Origin of the sequence: Pseudomonas oleovorans subsp. oleovorans (assembly GCF_002197815.1) — a bacterium.
Taxonomy (GTDB): domain Bacteria; phylum Pseudomonadota; class Gammaproteobacteria; order Pseudomonadales; family Pseudomonadaceae; genus Aquipseudomonas; species Aquipseudomonas oleovorans.
The window spans coordinates 1-20416 of the sequence record NZ_NIUB01000002.1 but is presented as its reverse complement, the minus strand read 5'-3'; the positions used below and the strand labels follow the sequence as shown (position 1 = coordinate 20416).

24 protein-coding genes are annotated in these 20416 nt (G+C 62.6%); 11 read left to right on the top strand and 13 right to left on the bottom strand.

Translation table 11 applies throughout. The annotated features are described in order from the left end of the window. Positions 1-117: 117 nt before the first annotated feature. From PSOLE_RS01060 to hda, 3 genes are all read left to right on the top strand, one after another. Entirely contained in the window at positions 118-1158 is a 1041-nt protein-coding gene (locus tag PSOLE_RS01060; RefSeq protein WP_074860687.1) for a DUF2066 domain-containing protein, read from the top strand. Between the two features lie 73 nt (positions 1159-1231). Next, a complete protein-coding gene (locus tag PSOLE_RS01055) occupies positions 1232-2314 on the top strand; it encodes an AI-2E family transporter (RefSeq protein WP_074860686.1) in 1083 nt (360 codons plus the stop codon). Next, positions 2311-3015: a DnaA regulatory inactivator Hda gene (hda, locus tag PSOLE_RS01050; protein WP_003461540.1), complete on the top strand. Its 705-nt coding sequence runs from the start codon at positions 2311-2313 to the stop codon at positions 3013-3015. Before PSOLE_RS01055 ends, hda begins: the two co-directional genes overlap by 4 nt. 96 nt (positions 3016-3111) lie before the next feature. Here the strand turns inward: hda and PSOLE_RS01045 are convergent, their stop codons facing one another. Genes PSOLE_RS01045 through arsC form a run of 3 tightly spaced genes read right to left on the bottom strand, consistent with a single transcriptional unit; the run spans position 3112 to position 4468 of the window. Next, positions 3112-3519: a DUF2069 domain-containing protein gene (locus PSOLE_RS01045; protein WP_003461538.1), complete on the bottom strand. Its 408-nt coding sequence runs from the start codon at positions 3517-3519 to the stop codon at positions 3112-3114. Between the two features lie 2 nt (positions 3520-3521). Further along, positions 3522-4118 carry an NAD(P)H:quinone oxidoreductase gene (gene wrbA, locus PSOLE_RS01040; RefSeq protein WP_074860683.1) on the bottom strand — a complete coding sequence of 199 codons (597 nt, stop codon included), beginning with the start codon at positions 4116-4118 and terminating at the stop codon, positions 3522-3524. Continuing rightward, a complete protein-coding gene (gene arsC, locus PSOLE_RS01035; RefSeq protein ID WP_074860694.1) occupies positions 4115-4468 on the bottom strand; it encodes an arsenate reductase (glutaredoxin) in 354 nt (117 codons plus the stop codon). Before arsC ends, wrbA begins: the two co-directional genes overlap by 4 nt. Positions 4469-4610: 142 nt before the next feature. On the opposite strand from arsC, the gene PSOLE_RS01030 reads away from it, so the two are divergent. Together PSOLE_RS01030 and PSOLE_RS24480 are read left to right on the top strand one after the other, a co-directional pair. Next, positions 4611-5828 carry a YihY family inner membrane protein gene (locus PSOLE_RS01030; protein WP_074860680.1) on the top strand — a complete coding sequence of 406 codons (1218 nt, stop codon included), beginning with the start codon at positions 4611-4613 and terminating at the stop codon, positions 5826-5828. A gap of 225 nt (positions 5829-6053) precedes the next feature. Continuing rightward, a complete protein-coding gene (locus PSOLE_RS24480; RefSeq protein WP_074860691.1) occupies positions 6054-6254 on the top strand; it encodes a hypothetical protein in 201 nt (66 codons plus the stop codon). Positions 6255-6302: 48 nt separating this feature from the next. On the opposite strand, the gene PSOLE_RS01020 is transcribed toward PSOLE_RS24480, so the two are convergent. Further along, on the bottom strand, positions 6303-6695 hold the full coding sequence (locus PSOLE_RS01020; protein WP_003461530.1) for a hypothetical protein: 393 nt from the start codon (positions 6693-6695) through the stop codon (positions 6303-6305). A 114-nt stretch (positions 6696-6809) separates the two neighbouring features. Then, a complete protein-coding gene (locus tag PSOLE_RS01015) occupies positions 6810-8216 on the bottom strand; it encodes a pilus assembly protein PilZ (RefSeq protein ID WP_074860678.1) in 1407 nt (468 codons plus the stop codon). Positions 8217-8246: 30 nt separating this feature from the next. On the opposite strand from PSOLE_RS01015, the gene PSOLE_RS01010 reads away from it, so the two are divergent. Then, positions 8247-8723 (top strand): TlpA disulfide reductase family protein, encoded by a 477-nt coding sequence (locus tag PSOLE_RS01010; RefSeq protein WP_074860676.1) that lies wholly within the window; start codon positions 8247-8249, stop codon positions 8721-8723. A gap of 42 nt (positions 8724-8765) precedes the next feature. Here PSOLE_RS01010 and PSOLE_RS01005 read toward each other — a convergent pair whose 3' ends face one another. From PSOLE_RS01005 to napE, 5 genes are read right to left on the bottom strand one after another with little or no spacing between them, the layout of a single operon-like run. After that, positions 8766-9362, bottom strand: coding sequence for a cytochrome c3 family protein (locus PSOLE_RS01005; protein ID WP_074860673.1), 597 nt, complete (start codon positions 9360-9362; stop codon positions 8766-8768). Positions 9363-9373: 11 nt separating this feature from the next. Beyond that, the gene (locus PSOLE_RS01000) at positions 9374-9859 is read right to left on the bottom strand and encodes a nitrate reductase cytochrome c-type subunit (protein ID WP_074860670.1); all 486 of its coding nucleotides are present in this window, start codon (positions 9857-9859) and stop codon (positions 9374-9376) included. Between the two features lie 11 nt (positions 9860-9870). After that, a complete protein-coding gene (napA, locus tag PSOLE_RS00995; protein WP_074860667.1) occupies positions 9871-12375 on the bottom strand; it encodes a nitrate reductase catalytic subunit NapA in 2505 nt (834 codons plus the stop codon). Further along, positions 12372-12632, bottom strand: a complete 261-nt coding sequence (locus tag PSOLE_RS00990; protein WP_003461524.1) for a chaperone NapD — start codon at positions 12630-12632, stop codon at positions 12372-12374. Before PSOLE_RS00990 ends, napA begins: the two co-directional genes overlap by 4 nt. Positions 12633-12660: 28 nt before the next feature. Beyond that, a complete protein-coding gene (gene napE, locus PSOLE_RS00985; protein ID WP_039964770.1) occupies positions 12661-12828 on the bottom strand; it encodes a periplasmic nitrate reductase, NapE protein in 168 nt (55 codons plus the stop codon). Positions 12829-13063: 235 nt separating this feature from the next. On the opposite strand from napE, the gene PSOLE_RS00980 reads away from it, so the two are divergent. The 4 genes from PSOLE_RS00980 to PSOLE_RS00965 all read left to right on the top strand — a co-directional run bounded on the left by PSOLE_RS00980 (position 13064) and on the right by PSOLE_RS00965 (position 17219). Next, on the top strand, positions 13064-14236 hold the full coding sequence (locus PSOLE_RS00980; RefSeq protein ID WP_074860665.1) for an MFS transporter: 1173 nt from the start codon (positions 13064-13066) through the stop codon (positions 14234-14236). A gap of 112 nt (positions 14237-14348) precedes the next feature. Next, complete coding sequence (locus PSOLE_RS00975) at positions 14349-14954, top strand: outer membrane beta-barrel protein (protein ID WP_074860663.1); 606 nt, start codon at positions 14349-14351, stop codon at positions 14952-14954. A gap of 208 nt (positions 14955-15162) precedes the next feature. Next, positions 15163-15840 (top strand): response regulator transcription factor, encoded by a 678-nt coding sequence (locus tag PSOLE_RS00970; RefSeq protein ID WP_003461521.1) that lies wholly within the window; start codon positions 15163-15165, stop codon positions 15838-15840. Beyond that, positions 15837-17219 (top strand): ATP-binding protein, encoded by a 1383-nt coding sequence (locus PSOLE_RS00965; RefSeq protein ID WP_074860662.1) that lies wholly within the window; start codon positions 15837-15839, stop codon positions 17217-17219. The genes PSOLE_RS00970 and PSOLE_RS00965 overlap by 4 nt, the downstream gene beginning before the upstream one ends. Positions 17220-17477: 258 nt before the next feature. On the opposite strand, the gene PSOLE_RS00960 is transcribed toward PSOLE_RS00965, so the two are convergent. From PSOLE_RS00960 to PSOLE_RS00950, 3 genes are all read right to left on the bottom strand, one after another. Next, positions 17478-17768, bottom strand: coding sequence for a type II toxin-antitoxin system RelE/ParE family toxin (locus tag PSOLE_RS00960; RefSeq protein ID WP_074860660.1), 291 nt, complete (start codon positions 17766-17768; stop codon positions 17478-17480). Next, a complete protein-coding gene (locus PSOLE_RS00955) occupies positions 17765-18037 on the bottom strand; it encodes a CopG family ribbon-helix-helix protein (protein WP_003461517.1) in 273 nt (90 codons plus the stop codon). The genes PSOLE_RS00960 and PSOLE_RS00955 overlap by 4 nt, the downstream gene beginning before the upstream one ends. Before the next feature lie 252 nt (positions 18038-18289). Continuing rightward, positions 18290-19288, bottom strand: a complete 999-nt coding sequence (locus PSOLE_RS00950; RefSeq protein WP_039964767.1) for an AraC family transcriptional regulator — start codon at positions 19286-19288, stop codon at positions 18290-18292. 163 nt (positions 19289-19451) lie between these two features. Between PSOLE_RS00950 and PSOLE_RS00945 the strand changes: the two genes are divergently transcribed. After that, the coding region (locus PSOLE_RS00945; RefSeq protein ID WP_249044917.1) for an acyl-CoA dehydrogenase family protein at positions 19452-20416 on the top strand (965 nt) is incomplete at its 3' end.

The following is a 20416-nucleotide window of genomic DNA, read 5'->3' as shown; positions in this document are numbered from 1 at the left end:
CGTGCATGCGCTTCGTCGCAGGCGCTGGCTCTGGTTGCCGGGGCTTGAGCGGCTGTTTAAGGTATAGGCCTTTGTGCCCGCCCGCCGTACGGCCATCCCTTGCGAGAGTCCACGCCAATGCGTTTGCCCATCCGCCTGCTGTTCTTCTGTCTGTCGCTCCTGAGCCTGCCAGCACTGGCCGCGCCGGTTGCCGGTCTTTATCAGGTGCGTGAACCTGTGGCGGATCAACAGCCGGAAAGCCGCGACGCGGCCATGCAGAAGGCCCTGCAGACCCTGGTGCTGCGCTTGACCGGTGATGCCAAGGCGCTGCAGAGCGCTGGCTTGGAAGGCCTGCGCAAGGATCCGCAACAGATCGTCAGCCAGTACGGTTATGAAGGCGACGCGCTGTTGGTCGAGTTCGATCCGGCCAGCACCGATCAGCAATTGCGTCAGGCTGGCCTGGCCCTGTGGGGCGCCAATCGACCGGTGATCCTGACCTGGTGGCTCAACGAAGCGCCAGAAGGCAGCCAGCTGGTCGGCGAGAGTCAGAGTGCGTCGGCGCTGCTGCGCGAGGCGGCTCAGCACCGCGGCCTGCTGCTGCGTTTGCCTCTGGCTGATTTGAGCGAGCAGGCACTGGGCAATGCCGATGTGCTGCTGGCCAACGATCCACAGGCGCTACGTGAGGCCTCCGAGCGTTATGGCGCCGATGCCTTGCTGGCCGTGCAGGCGACCGAAAGCGGCGGCAGTTGGCAGGCGACCTGGCGCCTGTGGCTGGGCGACGAGCGTGAACAGGGCAAGGCTGAGGGCGCCGATCAGGCTGCGCTGGCCGATGCAGTGCTGCTGGCCGTGGCCGAGCGCCTGGCGCCGCGGTTCGTCGTCAAGCCTGGCGCGGCGCACAGCCTGACGCTGGTTATCGAAGGTGCTGACCTGGGGCGTTTCGCGGCGCTGGAGCGCTTGCTCGAACCCTTCGCCGCGCGTTTGCAGGAGATCGACGGTCAGCGTCTGGTCTATCAGGTCAGCGCCAGCCCGGAGCAGCTGCGCGCGCAGCTGGCACTGGGGCAGTTGCAGGAAGTCAGCGAGCCGCTCGACGCCGCAGCGCCGGTAGAGGCTCCTGAAACGGGCGCAACCGAGGCTCCGCAGGTGAAACCGCGCACCGATCAGTTGCGCTTTCGCTGGTAGAATTGGCGCCGGCTGGATCACAGCCCAGTTACGCGGCGCCTTCCTGGCGCCGTTGCGCATCGAGGACGCGAGCATGACCGATTCCACCCGCTGGCTATGGATGGCTGGGCTGTTTCTGCTCGGCTGGTTGCTTTACCTGCTGCACCCGATTCTTTCCCCCTTCCTGATCGGCATCCTGTTGGCCTACCTGGGCGATCCGCTGGTCGATCGTCTCGAGCGGCATCGGCTGTCGCGCACGGGGGGCGTGGTGGTGGTATTCGCGCTGTTCGCTCTGGTATTGCTGATCCTGCTGCTGGTGTTGGTGCCCATGCTGGGACGACAGCTGGTGCGTCTATATCAGCTGGCGCCGGAAATGCTCGATTGGTTGCAAGGCACGGCCTTGCCGTGGTCGCAGTCGCATCTGGGGTTGCAGGATGACCTGCTGCAGGTCGATCAACTCAAGCAGGTCTTTACCGACAACATTGGCAAGACCACCGATGTGCTCAAGGCGGTGCTGGCCCAGGCGACATCCTCGGGGTTGGCACTGCTGGCCTGGCTGGGTAATCTGCTGCTGATTCCGGTGGTGAGCTTCTACCTGATGCGCGACTGGGATGTGCTGGTCGAGCAGGTGCGGCGCCTGCTGCCGCGTCAACGCGAGGGGTTGGTGGTCAAGCTGGCAGGCGAATGCCATGAGGTGCTCGGCGCCTTCCTGCGTGGCCAGCTACTGGTGATGCTGGCGCTGAGCATCATTTATGCCTCGGGCCTGATGCTGGTGGGGCTGGAGCTGGGATTGCTGATTGGCGTGCTGGCGGGGTTGGCGAGCATCGTGCCCTATATGGGCTTTATCGTCGGCATCGGTGCGGCGTTGACCGCCGCGCTGTTCCAGTTCGGCCTCGAACCCTATCCCCTGATCGGCATCGCTGTGGTGTTCATGATCGGCCAGATGCTCGAGGGCATGGTGCTGACGCCCATGTTGGTGGGCGATCGCATCGGTCTGCACCCGGTCGCGGTGATCTTCGCCATCCTCGCTGGCGGCCAGCTGTTTGGCTTTACCGGCGTGCTGTTGGCCTTGCCGGTAGCAGCGGTGATCATGGTTCTGCTGCGCCATGCCCATGATTTGTATAAACTTTCCGGCCTTTACGGAGAGAGCAGCGGTTCCCACGAGCCCCCCACATGAAACCCATCCAGCTTCCCTTGGGGGTGCGTCTGCGTGATGACGCCACCTTCGCCAACTACTACCCCGGCGCCAATGCCGCGGCCCTGGGCTATGTCGAGCGCTTGTGCGAGGCCGACGCCGGCTGGACGGAAAGCCTGATCTACCTGTGGGGCGCCGAAGGCGTCGGGCGCAGCCACCTGCTGCAGGCGGCCTGCCTGCGTTTTGAGCAGCGTGGCGAAGCGGTGGTGTATCTGCCGCTCAGCGAAGTGGTGCAGCACGGCCCGGAGTTGCTCGACAACCTTGAGCTGTGCGAGCTGGTCTGCCTCGATGATCTCGATGCAGTGGCTGGCCGCAGCGACTGGGAAGAGGGTTTGTTCCACCTGTTCAACCGTCTGCGTGACAGCGGCCGGCGTCTTTTGCTCGCTGGTACCATGTCGCCGCGTGAGCTGCCCATTCAACTGCCCGATCTGAAGTCGCGATTGACCCTTTCGCTGGTCTTCCAGTTGCACGAGCTGTCCGATGAAGACAAGCTGCGCGCCCTGCAGCTGCGCGCCTCGCGTCGTGGCCTGCAGATGAGCGATGAGGTCGGCCGCTTCATCCTCACCCGTGGCGAACGCAGTATGAGCGCGTTGTTCGAGCTGCTGGAACGCCTGGATCAGGCCTCGCTACAAGCCCAGCGCAAGCTGACCATTCCCTTTCTCAAGGAAACCTTGGGCTGGTAGCTGCTTCGGGAGTTCATGTGTTGGAGCGAGCTCTGCTCGCGAATTTTTAGCTGCACAAGCGCTTCGCGAGCAGAGCTCGCTCCCACATCAGGACATTTATTCACCTGCGAGTTTACGGTCGTACTGAAAACGCCAGCGGGTGTAGAGCAGGGCGCAGCAGAACAGGCCGAAGCTGATTACCGCCTCCAACGCGCCGAACAGTGCGCGCGCCGGGTCGATGGCGGCCAGTACGCCCTGGATGAAGTAGATGTTGACGACGAAGCAGGTCCAGGCGTGGGCACGGGCGTTGCCCATCAACATCCCGGGGGCGAGCAGCGCCAGTGGCAACAGTTGAATGGCCAGCACCACGCCGACCCGCGCGCCATGCAGATCGGCGAAGGCCAGGTTCCACACCAGCAGCAGGGTCAGCAGGGCGATGAAACTGAACAGGCTCAGTGCTCGACTGAGTTTGACCCGTGGCTCCAGCCATTCAAGGCTGGGCAGGGGCTTCTTTGCTCGGGCCACGTTCAGCGCTCCAGTTTGCTGGCGGTTTGCGCCAGGCGTCGACCCAGGGCGCGACACAGGGCGATTTCATGTTCGTCCAGCGCGCGTTTGCCGTCGCCGCCCGCATGGTGGCTGGGGCCGTAGGGCGTACCACCGCCGCGGGTTTCGAGCAGGGCCGATTCGCTATAGGGCAGGCCGCAGACCAGCATGCCGTGGTGCAACAGAGGCAGCATCATCGACAGCAGGGTGGTCTCCTGGCCGCCATGCAGGCTGGCGGTGGAGGTGAACACGCCAGCTGGCTTGCCGACCAGTTCGCCGGTCAGCCACAGGTTGCTGGTGCCATCGATGAAGTACTTGAGTGGTGCGGCCATGTTGCCGAAACGGGTCGGGCTGCCCAGGGCCAGACCCGAACAGTTCTTCAGATCATCCAGGGTGGCGTACATGGCGCCGTCCTCCGGCACGCTCGGCGCAACGGCCTCGCATTCGCTGGATACCGTAGGCACCGTGCGCAGGCGCGCCTCCAGGCCAGCCATCTCGACGCCACGGGCAATCTGTTTGGCCATCTGCGCGGTGGCGCCATGGCGGCTGTAGTAGAGCACCAGGATGTAGGGCGCGCTCATGCCAGCAGCTCCAGTACTTTTTCCGGTGGTCGGCCGATCACGGCCTTGTCGCCAGCGATGAGGATCGGGCGCTCGATCAGCTTGGGATGCTTAGCCATGGCCTCGATCAGCTGCGCCTCACTCAAGCTGGCATCGCTCAGGCCCAGCGTCTTGTATTCGTCCTCGCCGCTACGCAGCAGGTCGCGTGCGGAGATACCCAGCTTGCCGAGCAGGCTCTTGAGCTCGCTGGCGCTGGGTGGCGTTTCCAGATAGCGCACGACGTGCGGTTGCAGGCCGCGGGCTTGCAGCAGCTCCAGAGCGGCGCGGGATTTTGAGCAGCGCGGGTTGTGGTAGAGGGTCAGGTCGGTCATGGTGGCTCGCATCCGGCTTGAAGTGGCGGCTATTCTAACCGCCTGATGCGCGGATGCACGCAAACCGCTGGGGCGGCTTTGCTGCGACCTTTTTACGCGGCGCATTGTCTGTCTGTTTAGGTTTGAGGGCTAAGGAGAGGTCATGCTGCGTCGTTTGAAGGACTGGATGGGGTTCTGGCTCAGCCTGTATCAGCGTTTCGTGGATAACCGCGGCGCAGGCAACGCAGCGGCGTTGACCTACACTACCTTGTTCGCCGTGGTGCCGATGATGACCGTGACCTTCGCCATGCTTTCGGCAATTCCGGCGTTCCAGGGTGTAGGCGAGGAAATCCAGGGGTTCATCTTCAACAACTTCGTACCCTCCACGGGCGAGACGGTGCAGGAGTATCTGCGTGAGTTCACCACGCAGGCGCGGCAGCTGACCTGGTTCGGCGTGGGCCTGCTGGCCGTTACCGCCTTCCTCATGCTGGTGACCATCGAGAAGACCTTCAACGTGATCTGGCGGGTGCGCCAGCCACGCCGCGGGATGTCCAGCTTCCTGCTGTACTGGGCGATTCTCAGCCTTGGGCCGCTGCTACTGGGGGCCGGTTTTGCAGTCAGTACCTATATCGCCTCGCTGTCACTGATCTCCGGGCCGGATGCAGTAATCGGCGCCAAGACGCTGCTTGCTTTCACGCCGTTGTTATCGAGCATCGCGGCCTTTACCCTGCTCTATGCCGCGGTCCCCAACACTCGGGTGCCGTTGTCTCATGCTCTGCTGGGCGGCCTGTTCAGCGCCGTGCTGTTCGAGGTTGCCAAAGCGCTGTTCGGCCTCTATGTGCGGCTGTTTCCCGGTTATCACCTGATCTACGGCGCCTTCGCCACAGTGCCGCTGTTTCTGGTGTGGATCTATCTGTCCTGGTTGATCGTGCTGCTGGGCGCCGAGCTGGTATATGGCCTGTCGCAACCGCGGCACTGGCGCCGCGAGCCTATCCCCAAGGGGCTGATTGTGCTGGTGGTGTTGCGGCTTTTGCTCAAACGTCAGCAGAAGGGCGAGGCTCTGCATTATGGCGACATGCAACGTGCGGGCTGGCGGTTGCCCGAAGACGAGTGGACGCAGGTGATGGATTTTCTCGAGCGCGAGCACCTGGCATGCAAGGCCAATGGCGGAGGGTGGGTGCTGTGCCGCGATCTGCACAACTTCTCCCTGTATCAATTGCTCGAGTGCAGTCCCTGGCCATTACCGAGTTTGTCGCAACTGCCCGCTCAGCTCGACGAACCCTGGTATCCGGCATTGCGCGAGGGACTGGAGCGCCTGCAGGCGGAGCGCGAGGAGCAGTTCGGAGTCAGTCTGGCGGATTGGTTACCGGGCAAGGGCTGAGCAAACTTGCGCGACATTGTGGGCGACGGTGAATGAGAGAAGGCGCCGAAAATGGGTGACAAAAAGCGTCAGTTTCAGGCGTTGTCTAGTCCTGCCGTGGCCTGGACGCAAGGGGTAGGCGCCAAGGAATGCGTTGTACAAGGGCTGGCACGCTTCTAGCTACTGCAGGAGCAGTTGCTATCGAACTGCCAGCAGGGGCAGGGATCGCTGAGGACGCAGGCAGTAATGACGGTAAAAAACAGGGTAATCCACCTTCATCGACGCGATCCGCAGGAAGCGCTGGCGCGGCTCAACCGAATCACTGGGCTGGAGTTCGCGCGTTGGCCGGAGTCGCTGCTCGAACACGTGGTTGCCGAAAACCTGCAGCCAGACGCTGACGGTTCAATCCCGCGGGCTGCGCCCAGCCCCGGAGTCTCCTCTGGCTGAAAGCAAAACCCCGCGTCACTGCGCGGGGTTCGATGTTGCCGTTCTGGTTCAGGCCATGGCCTGGCGGGTCTCGCTGTTGGCCAATTCGACGGCTTGAACGAAGAATTCCTCGACCACCAGACTCTGCGCCGGCACAGCTGAGCGCAGGCGTACCTGCATGTCTTCGATCTTCATCCGCACTGGCATGCGAGCGATCCCGGAGAGCAGGATCTTGCCATGGGCATTGACCTTGCCATGGTCGACATTCACCTCGCGGCGCTTGTCCCCGTCGCGATAACTCACCAGCAGCGATACCGGCAGGTTGGCCAGCCCCGGCAATTGCAGCCAGGTGGCGACGTTGTATTCGGCCACGCGCCCCTCGTAGGGAGTGACCAGCAGGTGAGCGACGTCGACGATGCGCGAGGGCACGGAGCCAATCAGCTTGTCTTGCGCTTGGGACATGGTGAAATTCCAGGCAGGGTGAGACTTGAGTGCCTGGAATTATAAGCAGCCACCTGTTGGCGAAACTGTGTACTCGGCGGACAGGCCGCGTGACTGGAGTCGCAGTTTTGTATATCAGGCCAGGCGTAGCGGGTGGCGGGTAACCGATGAGGTCTGCAGGTTACTGTCGGGCAGCGGCAAAATCGCTTGGTTATGCACGCTGGCCAATTGCAGCCAAAGATGCTCGCCGGAGCTGAACTGGCCGTTGGGCAACCACAGGCCGTGGTGCCAACCGTTGCCCGGTGCCGGGGTGCTTTGCAGTACGCCAGGGTGAGTCTGCGCATTGGGTGCACGCCGCAGCCAGACCGGCCGCGGCAGGCCTTTCAGATAGCGCAGCCCGAGGTGCAGGCCTTCGCTATTGAGATGACGCCAACGCACCAGTGCCAGGGTCGGTGTGGCATTGGTCAGCAGCAGAACCAGTTGCCCGACCTGCAGTTGTCCACCCTCGTTGGCGTTGCACAGCAGGCGCGCGCCGCCCGGGCTGGCGTCGAGAATCTGCGCCTCGGTACGCTGCGGCAGTTTATCCAGCAGCTGCGCATGAATGGCCGGCAGGCCCACTACCAGACTGCACTGGCCGTCCAGTTCGGCGCGCTCGTGGCGACGTTGCTGGCGGCCCAGCCAGTGCTGGCGTACCCGTTCGAGTAATTGGCGTTCCTGCATGCTTTGCAGTGGTGCCGGCTCATGCAGGGCGATCAGCAGCGCGCCCAGTTCGAAGCGGCGCAGGTTGGCGGCTTCGCCTTCGATACGCTGTTCGAAACTGAGGCAAGCCTGTGATTCGCTGAGGTCGACTACCGGGCCTTCGGCATCGTCTTCCTCGTCCCAGGCTTGCAGCCTGGCCAGCGCCGCCAGAGGTGCCAGCGCGCTGAACAGAGTCAGGCATTCGCCTTCATCGAGATGGAAGGGGTTGCTCAGGGCCAAGAGCAGCATCTGCTGGTAGAGGCCGCGCAGGGTGCTGGCCGGTTTCGGCTCGAAGGCCGCTGCGACTGGTTCGTCCAGGCACTGCTGATGCTCGCCGATCCAGTACAGCAGGTGGCTGTCGCGCCAGAGCGTTGCAGGTGGCTCCTGGTACAGCTGGTAGTGGCGCAGCAACTGCTGAGCAAGAAAGTGCTGGGCCATGTACAGGCACCACGCAAGGTGCGGCATCGACGGCTGGCGACCCTGCAAAATTTGCAGTAGCAGGCGTTTGAAACCGATCGCCAATTCGCCGCACAACCGCACGAATAGAGGGCTTGGCGGATGCTGGCGATTGGCAAGGCTGGTGTAATGGCGGTACTCGTCACTGAAGTTTTGCAGCGCACGCTGCCTTTCCAGTAAGGTCAGAGCGCTGCGATTGAGCGAAAACAAAAGGCCCAGCACTTGTTGCAGGCCATGTTCCGGCTCCAGATGGCGAGCAGCCGCGAGTCGCTGGGCGATTTCCGCCGGCGATAAACTGTTGTCCTCGCGGATGTCCGGTACTTCCAGGCGCAGGGCATCCAGCGTCATATCAACCCCGGGTGGACGAGGATCGAGTACATGGGCTTAGGGCTCCGGAAATTCGGCAAGGCTGTCTTGGTTATCTGCACCGGTTTGCTGCTAACGGCTTGCGCCGAAGATTTCGGCCCTGACCAGCATGGACGAAAGGTAACGGCTGACAGCCTCGATGGCCAGTGGCTGATCATCAATTATTGGGCCGAATGGTGCGCGCCGTGCCGCACCGAGATTCCTGAACTCAACGCGTTGGAAGAAACGCTGAAAAACCAGTCGGCGCGGGTGATTGGCGTCAACTTCGACGCCTTGCAGGGCGATGACCTCAAGCGTGCGGCTGACAGTTTCGACATCCGCTTCACCGTGCTGGCGCAGGATCCGGCGGCGCGCTTCGAACTGCCACGCACCGATGTCTTGCCGGTCACCTACATTGTCGATGCCGAGGGCAAACTGCGTGAGCGCCTGGTCGGTGAGCAGACATCCGCCGGGCTGCTCGCACATCTCGAACGCCTGCGCGGCGAATAGACCAGCGCAAGAGCGGAGCACCGCGAACAAGCGGTGCCTGTCTTACCAACCCGGCACCCCACTCATGTCCGGTAGCTGGTGGGCGATGCCCTTGTGGCAATCGATGCAGGTGGCTGCGCCGCTGGCCAGGGCGCTGGAGTGCATCTGGCGGGCGCGCGGGCTCTGTTTGGTGAAGTCCATGTAGTCGAAGTTGTGGCAGTTGCGGCATTCCAGCGAATCGTTGGCCTTGAGCCGTGCCCATTCGTGTTCGGCCAGTTCGCGACGCTTTTCCAGAAACTTCTCGCGGGTGCTGATGGTGCCGAAGATCTTGCCCCAGACTTCCTTGGACGCCTGCATCTTGCGCGCGATCTTGTCCGTCCACTGGTGCGGTACGTGGCAGTCCGGGCAGGTGGCGCGCACCCCGGAGCGGTTGCTGTAGTGAATGGTGTCCTGCAGCTCGACGTACACGTTGTCACGCATCTCATGGCAGGAGATGCAGAACTGCTCGGTATTGGTGGCCTCCAGCGCGGTGTTGAAACCGCCCCAGAAAATGATCCCGGCGATGAAGCCGCCAAGCGTGAGAAAACCCAGGCTGTAATGCACGCTTGGGCGGCGCAGGATGCTCCAGTACTCCTTGAGCAGGGCCATTAACGACTTCATGAAAGGCCTCCTCAGGGTTTTGCCGTGCCGGCTGCTTCGTCGCCGAGCAACTGGTCGATATTGCGGAAGGCGTTGCCGACCAGAGGTTTGACCTCCTGCTGGGTGACGTGGCACTGGGTACAGAAGTAGCGCCGCGGCGACACGGCTGCCAGCGGCTGGCCGTCGCGATCCATGTAATGAGTGATGCTGATCATCGGCGCCTGGCTGCGGGCGCTGCCGGCGCGGCTGTGGCAGGTCAGGCACTTGTTGCCGTTGGCGTCGACCTGATAGCCGCGAATGCTGTGCGGGATGGTCGGTGGCTGTTCCGGGTAGTTGCGCTCGCGGCGCAGGTCCTTGTTCTCCTCGTTGCCCAGCACCGGTGCCGGCAGGGTCTGACTGAGGGTGCCGCCGGGGCGGCGGCCGTCCGGCGCGGGGGCGTCGAGTGGGTAATCGAGCTCACCGGCGATGGCCAGGCCGAAGGCGGCGAGCAGTAGCAGAGGCAGGAAACGCAGGCTCATGACGGTTCTCCTCAGGCCAGGTTGACCAGTTCGATCTTCACCGCACACTTCTTGTAGTCGGTCTGCTTGGAGATCGGGTCGGTGGCGTCCAGGGTGACCTTGTTGATCAGTTTGTTGGCGTCGAAGAAGGGCACGAACACCAGGCCGCGCGGTGGCTTGTTGCGCCCGCGGGTTTCGATGCGCGCGCGGATCTCGCCGCGCCGGCTGATCACTTTGACCTCGCTGCCGCGTCGCGCCTTGAGTGCCCTGGCATCGTCCGGGTGCATGTACACCAGGGCATCGGGTACCGCGCCGTGCAGCTCCTCGACGCGCTGGGTCATGCTGCCGGTGTGCCAGTGTTCGAGCACGCGGCCAGTGCTGAGCCAGAACGGGAAGTCGTCATCCGGCGCCTCGGCTGGCGGTTCGTAGGGCAGGGCGAAGATCAGCGCGCGCTTGTCCGGGTAACCGTAGAACTGCACGCCGCTGCCTTTTTCCACGTAGGGGTCGTGGCCCTCGCGATAGCGCCAGCGCGTCTCCTTGCCATCGACCACCGGCCAGCGCAGGCCGCGCTCGGCGTGATAGCTGTCGAAGGGCGCCAGGTCATGGGCATGGCCGCGACCGAACTGGGCGTATTCCTCGAACAAGCCCTTCTGCAGGTAAAAGCCAAAAGCCTCGGCTTCGTCGTTGGCATAGCCGGCCTCGATCTGTTCGCGGGGGTACTGGTCGACCTGGCCGTTGGCAAACAGCACCTGGTACAGCGTCTTGCCCTTGTATTCCGGGGCCTTGGCCAGCAGTTCGGCAGGCCAGACTTCGTCGGTGGTAAAGCGCTTGGAAAACTCCACCAGTTGCCACAGGTCGGACTTGGCCTCGCCCGGTGCCTTGACCAGTTGGTGCCAGAACTGCGTGCGGCGCTCGGCATTGCCGTAGGCGCCTTCCTTCTCCACCCACATGGCGCTGGGCAGGATCAGATCGGCAGCCTGGGCCGAGACGGTGGGGTAGACATCGGAGACGATGACGAAGGCCTGCGGGTTGCGCCAACCGGGGAGGACCTCCTGCATGATGTTGGGGCCGGCCTGCATGTTATTGCTGACCTGCGTCCAGTAGACCTTGAGTACGCCGTCCTTGAGCTTGCGGCTCTGTTCCACGGCATGAAAGCCGGGTTTTTCCTGGATGGTGCCGGCCGGCAGCTTCCAGATCTTCTCGGCGGTTGCACGGTGCTTGGGGTTGGCCACCAGCATGTCGGCGGGCAGACGATGGGAGAAAGTGCCCACCTCGCGCGCGGTGCCGCAGGCCGATGGCTGGCCGGTGAGGGAGAAGGGGCTGTTGCCCGGTTCGCTGATCTTGCCGGTGAGCAGGTGCAGGTTGTAGATCAGGTTGTTGGCCCAGACGCCACGGGTGTGCTGGTTGAAGCCCATGGTCCAGAACGACATGACCTTGCGTTTGGGGTCGGCGTACAGCTCGGCCAAGGCCTTGAGGCGCTCGGCCGCCACGCCGCTTTCCCGGGCGGTGCGCTCCAGGGTGTAGGGTTTGACGAAGGCGGCGAACTGCTCGAAGGACATGTCCTCCCAGGTGTTGGCCTTGGCCGCGTTCTTGGCCTGCATCTCCAGCGGGTTGTCGGCGCGCAGGCCGTAGCCGATGTCATCGGCGCCGCGGGCGAACTTGGTGTGCTTGCCGACGAAGTCCTTGTTCACCGCGCCACTTTCGATGATGTGATTGGCGATGTAGTTGAGGATCAGCAGATCGGTCTGCGGTTTGAATACCAGCGGAATGTCGGCCAGGTCGAAGCTGCGGTGCTCGAAGGTGGAAAGCACCGCGACCTTGGTGTTCGGATGGCTGAGGCGGCGATCGGTGACCCGGCTCCAGAGAATCGGGTGCATCTCGGCCATGTTCGAGCCCCACAGCACGAAGGCGTCGGCGGCCTCGATGTCGTCGTAGCAGCCCATGGGCTCGTCCATGCCGAATGTGCGCATGAAGCCCATCACCGCCGAGGCCATGCAGTGGCGCGCGTTGGGATCGATGTTGTTGGAACGGAAACCGGCCTTCATCAGCTTGTTGGCGGCGTAGCCTTCCCACACCGTCCATTGCCCTGAACCGAACATGCCGACGGCCTCGGGGCCATGCTCGCGCAGCGCCTCCTTGGTCTTCTGTTCCATGATGTCGAAGGCCTGCTCCCAGCTCACCGGCTGGAATTCACCCTGCTTGTCGTACACGCCATTCTTCATGCGCAGCAGCGGTTGGTTGAGGCGGTCGACGCCGTACATGATTTTCGACAGGAAGTAGCCCTTGACGCAGTTCAGGCCGCGATTGACCTCGGCCTTGACGTCGCCGTGGGTGGCCACCACGCGGTTGTCGCGGGTGGCGACCATCACGCTGCAGCCGGTGCCGCAGAAGCGGCAGGGCGCCTTGTTCCAGTCCAGGCGGGTCATGTCCGCTTCGGTGATCAGGTTGCTGGCGGTCGTCACCAACGGCAGACCGGCGGCAGCGGCGGCAATGGCAGCAGCGTTGGCCTTGGCAAATTCACGGCGGGTTAGCTTCATTCTGAGTCTCCTTCTGTGTCGAGGAGTTCGTGGTAAACCAGAGCGGCATTGAGCACGCCTGGCAACGCGTTGATCTGTTCGAGGCGGGCGAGGATGTGGCGCTCGTGTTCGGTTTCCAGCACCACCACCAGCTTGCCTTGCGGGCTTTCCTGATGCAGTTCGAGGCCTTCCAGCTGGCGCAGGTTGGCTTTCACCGCAGCCAGCCATTCGGGCCGTACGTGCACCAGCAGACTGGAAATATGCATAGAGGCGGCCATGTTCCGTGGCTCCGTAGGTGAGGAAGGATCAGGTGGGTGGGCCAGGTGGGCCCAGCAGCATCTGCATGAACCAGATGATGAATCCGTAGCCGCCGACCAGCGCGACCGAAAGGATGGGGAAGAGGCAGACGACGAGAAAGACGAATAGGCGGGTTTCCTTGCCTTTCATGGCGCTGCGCTCGGGCGGGGTAGCCATTCGCTCTTCTCCGTTGCGTTCGCAATTGAGTCTAGACCCTAACGTTAGTAAGGGCAAAGTCTGTTGAGCTGGATCAAGGAAAAGGAATTGCACGAGCGCTAATGGCACGCGCTCGCGATTATCGATAGCGTGCTAATATTTCGTCTGGTTTCATTCACCTGCAGGCGTCACCCGGTTCGGTCTTGCGGCATGTTCCGACTATCGCTTGCATCCAGCTTCGTGAGCCAGTCCATCCATGTCCGTGACTCATCTGAGCCGTGGCAGCGCCGGTTATCGGCGTGCCACCCTGGCGCTGTTCTGCGCCGGTTTCGCCACCTTCGCCATGCTTTACTGCGTGCAACCTCTGCTGCCGTTGTTGGCCGCGCACTTTCGCGTGTCTGCGGCCAGCAGCAGCCTGGCGCTTTCGCTGACTACCCTGAGCCTGGCCCTGTGCCTGCTGGTATCCGGTGCACTGGCCGAGAGCTGGGGGCGCAAGCCGGTGATGGTCGCGGCGCTGGGCCTGGCCGCGCTACTGGGGATCGCCTGCGCACTGGTGGAGCAGTGGAGCAGCCTGCTGATTTTGCGTGCGCTGCTGGGGCTGGCGCTGAGCGGTTTGCCGGCGCTGGCCATGGCCTATGTCGGTGAGGAGTTCGACCCTGAAGCGCTACCGGCAGCGATGGGGTTGTATATCGGTGGCACGGCGCTGGGTGGCCTGCTCGGGCGTTTGCTGGCCGGTTTGCTCAGCGACCTGGGCGGTTGGCCCTGGGCCCTGGGCGGCATTGCCGGGCTGGGTTTGCTGGCGCTGGGGCTGTTCATCTGGTTGCTGCCGCCGTCGCGGCATTTTACCGCCCAGCCGCTGTCGGTGCGCGGGCTGCTGGGCAACTTCGCCCTGCACCTGAAGAACCCGCGTTTGCGCGTGCTGTTCGCCCTGGGCTTTCTGCTTATGGGCGGTTTCGTTGCACTGTTCAACTATGTCGGCTTTCGCCTGGCGGGTGCGCCATTCAACCTGTCGGCGACGGTCATCGGCCTGCTGTTCACCGTGTACCTGCTCGGCATTCTCAGTGCTGGCTGGGCCGGGCGCCTGGTGCCACGCTTTGGCGCGCGTCAGGTGCTCAATGGCGGCATCGGCCTGATGCTGCTAGGCGTAGCGCTGTGCGCTGCGCCCTGGCTGAGCGCGGCGGTGGTCGGCCTGGCGCTGTTCACCCTGGGCTTCTTCTCGGCCCATGCGGTGGCCAGCGGGCAGGTCGGCATCCATGCGCAGGGCGCCAAGGCGCAGGCATCGGCGCTGTACCTGTGCGCCTATTATCTGGGCTCCAGCCTGGTGGGCTATGTCGGCGGTTACGTCTGGGAGCATGCCGGCTGGCTGGCATTGCTCGGCGTTCTGGCTGCGCTGTTTGTCGTTGCGGGTGCTCTGGTGCGGCGTATCTAGCCTGTTTGCCACTCGTTCAGTGCAGGTTCAAGGAGGGTTCAGCGGGGATTCAGTCGTCTTCCGGCAGACTCGTTGCCAAGTTGATCAAAACCGCAACGAGAGGAATGACGCCATGAAAATCACCCTGAACCGTATCGCCTTCGCTACCTGCCTGGCCCTGGGTGCAAGCGCTGCCCAGGCCAACGACAATTTCGTCGGCCTGACCTGGGGCCAGACCGACAACAACATCCAGAAGTCCAACGCGCTGAATGCCAACCTCGGCAATCCGAAGCTGGACAAGGTGATCGATGGTGAAGGAACCTGGGGTATCCGGGCCGGCCAGACGACCGCTGACGGCCGCTACTACGCGACCTACGAGAATGTCTCGGACAGTCACAATGGCTACAAGCTGCGTCAGCAGAATCTGCTTGGCAGCTACGACATGTTCGTACCGCTGGGCAGCAACAACACCAAGCTGTTCGGTGGTGTGACGGCCGGCCTGGTCAAGCTCGAACAGGAGAGCCGTGGCTTCTCCCGTGACAGTGACATCGGTTTTGCCGCAGGCCTGCAGGCCGGTATTCTGCAGGAACTGAACAGCAACACCTCGATCGAAGCCGGCTATCGTTACCTGCGTACCAATGCCAGCACGGAAATGGCGCCGCATGGTGCAGGCAAGGCCGGGTCGCTGGATCTGCACAGCAGCTCGCAGCTCTACCTCGGCGCCAACTTCGCCTTCTAATGGCGGCATAGCGTTACCAGGCCGGGCATCAGTCCGAGTGAAAACGTAGCGAGCGAAGGTCAGGCAAGGTAAAAGCCGGCGAAGAAGCGCAGTTTACGACTTGTAAATGAGCATTCTGAGCCGGGTTTTAACGCAGCATGGCCGAGCGCAGTAGTTTTCACGCTGACTGATTTGCCCGGCCTTCGCACAACTTAATAGGGGGAGTCTCATGAAATTGCTGGTGGTGGAGGATGAGGCGCTGCTGCGTCACCATCTGTTCACTCGCCTCAGCGAAAACGGGCATGTGGTGGATGCCGTGCGCACCGCCGAAGAAGCACTGTACCGAGCTGAGTCCTTCAATCATGACCTGGCCCTGGTCGACCTCGGTCTGCCTGGTATGAGCGGTATCGACCTGATCCGTGAGCTGCGCAGCCAGGACAAGAACTTTCCGATCCTGATACTCACCGCACGCGGTAACTGGCAGGACAAGGTCGAAGGGCTTTCCTGCGGTGCCGACGACTATGTGGTCAAACCGTTCCAGTTCGAGGAGCTGGAAGCACGTCTGAACGCGCTGCTGCGACGTTCTTCCGGGTTCACCAAGTCGACCATCGAAGCGGGCTCCCTGGTGCTGTACCTCAATCGCAAGCAGGCCACGGTGGATGAACAGTCGCTGCAGCTGACCGCCTACGAGTACCGCATCCTCGAGTACCTCATGCTGCACCATCAGCAGGTGGTGGCCAAGGAGCGCCTGATGGAACAGCTCTATCCGGGCGACGACGAGCGTGATCCCAACGTCATAGAAGTGCTGGTAGGTCGTCTGCGGCGCAAGCTGGAGGCAGTGCTGGGCGGCAAACCGATAGAAACCGTGCGCGGCCAGGGCTACATGTTCAACGAGCGCTGCAAGTGAGTCGAGCGCGCGCCGTTCTACGCAAGCTGCGTATGCGTTTCGCCTCCCTGCGGCTGCGTTTGATGCTGGCCAGCGCCGCGCTGGCGATGCTGTTCATGCTGCTGTTGATGCCGGTGCTGCAGGGCGTGTTTCTCATGGCCCTGGAGCAGACCATCGAAAAGCGCCTGGCCTCCGACGCGGCAGCGCTGATATCCGCCGCGCGTATCGACGACGGCCAGTTGCACATGCCGGAGAAGATGCCGGACGAAGAATTCGACAACCTCGACTCGCACCTGCTGGGCTTCATCTTCGACCGTGAAGGCCAGATGCTCTGGCGCTCGCGCTCATCCATCGACGAACTGGTGCGCTACCTGCCGCGTTATGACGGTCGCGGCCACGAGTTCGTGCGCATTCGCGACGAAAACGGCCAGGAATACTTTGTCTATGACATCGAAGTAGACCTGCTGCGCGGCGATCAAACCGCGCTGAGCATCGTCACCATGCAGCCGACCCGCGAATACCAGGGGCTGTTCAACGGTTTCGCCTGGCAACTGCGCCTGTGGCTGGGCATCGCCCTGCTGGTGCTGCTGGGCCTGCTCTGGTTCGGCCTGACCTGGGGCTTTCGCAGCTTGCGAGGTTTAAGCGACGAGCTCGATGGCGTGGAGGCCGGTACCCGCCAGCGCCTGAGTGACGAACACCCGCGCGAATTGCTGCGCCTGACCAACTCCCTCAACCGCCTGCTCGACAGCGAACGGCGTCAGCGCGAGCGCTACCGCGACTCGCTGGAAGACCTCGCCCACAGCCTGAAAACACCACTCAGCGTGTTGCAGGGCATTGGTGAAAGCCTGGCTGTGCAGCCGGACAATCGCGAACAGGCGCAACTGATGCAGGCGCAGATCGAACGCATGAGCCAGCAGGTCGGCTATCAACTGCAACGCGCCAGCCTGCGTCGCAGCGGCCTGGTGCGTCATCGCGAACAGGTCTGGCCGCTGCTCGATAGCCTGTGCCGCTCGCTGGACAAGGTCTACCGGGATAAGCGCGTCGAAGCGACCCTGGACGTGCCCGCGCACAGCCAGATCACCATGGAACGTGGCGCGCTGATGGAACTGCTCGGCAACCTGCTGGAAAACGCCTACCGCTTGTGCCTGCAACAGGTGCGTGTGAGGCTGCAACCCCTGGCTGGCGGCTGCCTGCTGACCATCGAAGACGACGGCCCCGGCGTGCCCCCGCACCAGCGTGAGCGGGTGCTGCAGCGCGGCGAACGACTGGATGCACAGAACCCGGGGCAGGGCATCGGCCTGGCGGTGGTGGAAGATATCGTCGACAGCTACGACGGCGAGCTAAGCCTGGAAGATTCGGAACTGGGCGGCGCCTGTTTCAGGGTGCGGTTGTACGACTGAGCCTTGCTGTCAGGCACGTTCTTCCGATTCTTGTACGGAACAGAACCGCTGCCGGTCCAGGCGAGTCCTGCAGCGGAACAAGGTCGATACCAAATGTGAGCCCTGATCAATTGAACGCTTCGCCCTCGCGGCGCGAACTACGGAATGGCCAGGGCGCAAAGGCCCAGAACAGGCCGGATATACGAATGTCATCGCGCTGGTGACAGGTGCCAAAGCGAAGCTTTGCTCACTACTTGTGGGGAGAGTCCATGTCAGTTGTTAGATGCTTGGTGTACGGTCTTCGTTGTGGTGCCATATACGAAGAATGACGATAGTTTCTGTGTGGGCTGAATAGCGGACTCTATATTTTCCGAAAACTGCGTCTCGAATGGCTTTTGGGCTTGGAGCAAGCTCAACAGCGCGGCCCATTTCTGGATATAGACAAAGATTCTCGATGCGGGAAAGGAGCTCTGCTGCAATGCGTGCAGCAGCAAGAGGATCGTTCTCTGCTATGAATTCGCGCAGGCGAACGAGGTCTGCCACCGCGTTTTCTGAGTAGGCCAGTCTCACTGACCAGCCTTCGGTGGGGATAGCTCATTGTCGGTGCCCCAGCTTTGCAGCCAGGCAGCTACAGCTTCGCCGGATACAACTCGGCCCTGCGCCACTGACTCCATCGCTTGCAGTGTTTCTTGCCAGCGGTTCTGCTCTAGCTCCTGGCGCTCAAAGAACTCTCTAAGTGCTTGATTAATAAGCCAACTTTTACTTCTCTGAAGCTTCTCGGCCATAGCGCCAAGATTTTCTTCGAGTTCCGGTTGAAGCCGGACGGTTGTGACGCTCATGGATATGCCTCCATACTTTTGAATGCAATGTATTACACAGTATTCATGCGGGCAAGCAGGCTCGGCGCGCGAGTGCGCGTGTTGCACTCAGCTCCTGCAACCGCCCGCGACAGCACCCAGGATGAAAAGCGACATGAAGAACGGCAAGCCTATCGCCTCTGGCGCATTGCCAGCAGGCTTGGGTCAGAACCTAGTGCATATCCGCCTGACCTGTCCATCCACGAAGCCCGATGCACAGGCAGCCATGCTGCCTTACCCCTCCTGTGCCCGATACGCCCCCGGTGTCAGCCCCGTCCATTTCTTGAACGCGCGATGAAAGGCCGAGGGTTCGGAGAAGCCGAGTTGTTCGGCGATGTCCTGAATCGCCAGTTCGTCGCGGCCCAGGTGGTAGATGGCGAGGTCGCGGCGCAGGTGGTCCTTGAGTTCCTGGAAGCTGGTGCCTTCTTCGCGCAGGTGGCGGCGCAGGGTTTGTGGGCTGGTGTGCAGGTGCTGGGCGACCTGTTCCAGGTCCGGCCAGGTGCGGCAGTCGCGGCCGAGCAGGCGACGAATCTGGCTGATCAGGCTGTCGCCGCCGTCGGGACGGGCCAGCAGATCGGCGGGGGAGTGTTGGAGGAATTGCTTGAGCGTGCGTTCGTCCTGCAGCAGCGGCATGGCCAGGTAGCGGGCGTGGAACAGCAGGCTGGTTTGTCCGGCGGCAAAGCGCCGGCTGCAGGGGAACAGCAGTTCGTACTCGGCGGCATGCGCGGGTTCGGGGTAGGCGAAGGTGGCTTCTTCCAGGCGGATGCGCTGGCCGATCAGCCAGCTACCCAGGCGATGCCAGATCACCAGCAGACTTTCGACCAGAAAATGGTCCGGATCCCACAGCGTGCTGTCGTCGACGCTCAGCCGCGCCCAGTCGCCTTCGCGTTGCAGGCTGATGCCTGGCGCGTCGGGAAACAGGCCGTAGAACATCGCGCCACGACTCAGGGCTTTTTCCAGGCTGCGGCAGTGGATGATGGCGTGGCTCATCATGGCGAAGGTGCCGCGTTTGCTCGGCTGGCGGCCGAAACCCAGGTATTCGTCGTCCAGCGCTTCCCACAGCAGTTGCATCAGCCGGGAGAATTGCTCCGGGGCGATGCGTGCGCGCGGCTCGACCAGCACGGCGCTCTGGATGCCAGCCTGGCGCAGTATCGGGTCGCAGGCCAGGCCGTGGCGGTCCGCACCGCGCAGGGCGGCGCGGACGAAGTGGCTGGCAATGGTGCGTTCGCGCATGCTGGGTTTCCGAAATCGAGGGTGGTCGATGGTAGGCAGTTGCTCCCAGCCAGGGCAAGCCAACCGAGCGATTGGGTCAACCGAGGCTGAGCGCATGGGTCATTGAGGGGCGGCGGGGCGGCCCTTAACCTCAAGGACATAACAACAGCGGAGGACCCGCCCCATGCAACGCAACCATTTCGACACCGAGCACAACCTGTTCCGCGACGCCTTCGCTGCGTTTCTCGATAAAGAGGTGGTGCCGCATCAGGAAGCCTGGGAAGAGGCTGGTGTGGTGGATCGCAGCGTGTGGCGCAAAGCCGGCGAGATGGGTTTTCTGTTGCCCTGGGCGGACGAGGAGTACGGCGGAGCGGGGCTCAAGGACTTTCGTTACGAGCAGATCATGTGCGAGGAGCTGGCGCGCATCAACGAACCGGGTTTCATGATCCCGCTACACTCGGCGCTGTGCGGCCCCTATATCGCCGAGTACGGCAATGCCGAGCAGAAGGCGCGCCTGCTGCCGGGCATCATCAGCGGTGAAACCATCCTGGCGGTGGCGATGACCGAGCCGTCTGCCGGCTCCGATCTGGCCGGCATGCGCACCACGGCCGTGGACAAGGGCGATCACTGGTTGCTCAACGGTTCCAAGGTGTTCATCTCCAACGGCTACCTGGCTGATGTAGTGATCGTCGCAGCCAAGACCGACCCGGCCAACAAGCACGCCATGGGGCTGTTTCTGGTGGAGCGGGGCATGCCCGGCTTCGAGCGCGGCAAGAAGCTGAAGAAGCTCGGCATGCACAGCCAGGACACTGCCGAGCTGTTCTTCAACGACGTTAAGGTGCCCAAGGAGAACCTCTTGGGCGATGCCAAGGGCGGCTTCTTCTACCTGATGAATATGCTCGCCCAGGAGCGCCTGACCAATGCCTGTGGCGCTGTGGCCGGCGCCGAGGCGGCGCTGCAGACCACCATCGAGTACGTCAAGGAACGCCAGGCCTTTGGCCGCCCGGTGGCGCATTTCCAAAGGCTCTGTCTGAGTTATCTGTTGCAGTGGTCTAAACTGAATCGTGATCTTTCCCAGCATGAGGGATCTATCATGAAAGCGGTTCAGTTTTCGCGGTGGATGGCACAGCTCTCCAGCCTCAACCCAGA

What these genes read in the sequence shown, in the direction of transcription:
- PSOLE_RS01060 (WP_074860687.1), top strand. Translation starts at nt 118, where the DNA reads ATGCGTTTGCCCATCCGCCTGCTGTTCTTCTGTCTGTCGCTCCTGAGC.
- PSOLE_RS00980 (WP_074860665.1), top strand. Translation starts at nt 13,064, where the DNA reads ATGTCCGTGACTCATCTGAGCCGTGGCAGCGCCGGTTATCGGCGTGCC.
- PSOLE_RS00990 (WP_003461524.1), bottom strand. Translation starts at nt 12,632, where the DNA reads ATGGCCGCCTCTATGCATATTTCCAGTCTGCTGGTGCACGTACGGCCC.
- PSOLE_RS01005 (WP_074860673.1), bottom strand. Translation starts at nt 9,362, where the DNA reads ATGAAGTCGTTAATGGCCCTGCTCAAGGAGTACTGGAGCATCCTGCGC.
- napE (WP_039964770.1), bottom strand. Translation starts at nt 12,828, where the DNA reads ATGGCTACCCCGCCCGAGCGCAGCGCCATGAAAGGCAAGGAAACCCGC.
- PSOLE_RS01000 (WP_074860670.1), bottom strand. Translation starts at nt 9,859, where the DNA reads ATGAGCCTGCGTTTCCTGCCTCTGCTACTGCTCGCCGCCTTCGGCCTG.
- PSOLE_RS00950 (WP_039964767.1), bottom strand. Translation starts at nt 19,288, where the DNA reads ATGCGCGAACGCACCATTGCCAGCCACTTCGTCCGCGCCGCCCTGCGC.
- PSOLE_RS01020 (WP_003461530.1), bottom strand. Translation starts at nt 6,695, where the DNA reads ATGTCCCAAGCGCAAGACAAGCTGATTGGCTCCGTGCCCTCGCGCATC.
- PSOLE_RS00975 (WP_074860663.1), top strand. Translation starts at nt 14,349, where the DNA reads ATGAAAATCACCCTGAACCGTATCGCCTTCGCTACCTGCCTGGCCCTG.
- arsC (WP_074860694.1), bottom strand. Translation starts at nt 4,468, where the DNA reads ATGACCGACCTGACCCTCTACCACAACCCGCGCTGCTCAAAATCCCGC.
- PSOLE_RS00970 (WP_003461521.1), top strand. Translation starts at nt 15,163, where the DNA reads ATGAAATTGCTGGTGGTGGAGGATGAGGCGCTGCTGCGTCACCATCTG.
- PSOLE_RS00955 (WP_003461517.1), bottom strand. Translation starts at nt 18,037, where the DNA reads ATGAGCGTCACAACCGTCCGGCTTCAACCGGAACTCGAAGAAAATCTT.
- wrbA (WP_074860683.1), bottom strand. Translation starts at nt 4,118, where the DNA reads ATGAGCGCGCCCTACATCCTGGTGCTCTACTACAGCCGCCATGGCGCC.
- PSOLE_RS01055 (WP_074860686.1), top strand. Translation starts at nt 1,232, where the DNA reads ATGACCGATTCCACCCGCTGGCTATGGATGGCTGGGCTGTTTCTGCTC.
- napA (WP_074860667.1), bottom strand. Translation starts at nt 12,375, where the DNA reads ATGAAGCTAACCCGCCGTGAATTTGCCAAGGCCAACGCTGCTGCCATT.
- PSOLE_RS01015 (WP_074860678.1), bottom strand. Translation starts at nt 8,216, where the DNA reads ATGACGCTGGATGCCCTGCGCCTGGAAGTACCGGACATCCGCGAGGAC.
- PSOLE_RS01010 (WP_074860676.1), top strand. Translation starts at nt 8,247, where the DNA reads ATGGGCTTAGGGCTCCGGAAATTCGGCAAGGCTGTCTTGGTTATCTGC.
- hda (WP_003461540.1), top strand. Translation starts at nt 2,311, where the DNA reads ATGAAACCCATCCAGCTTCCCTTGGGGGTGCGTCTGCGTGATGACGCC.
- PSOLE_RS24480 (WP_074860691.1), top strand. Translation starts at nt 6,054, where the DNA reads ATGACGGTAAAAAACAGGGTAATCCACCTTCATCGACGCGATCCGCAG.
- PSOLE_RS01030 (WP_074860680.1), top strand. Translation starts at nt 4,611, where the DNA reads ATGCTGCGTCGTTTGAAGGACTGGATGGGGTTCTGGCTCAGCCTGTAT.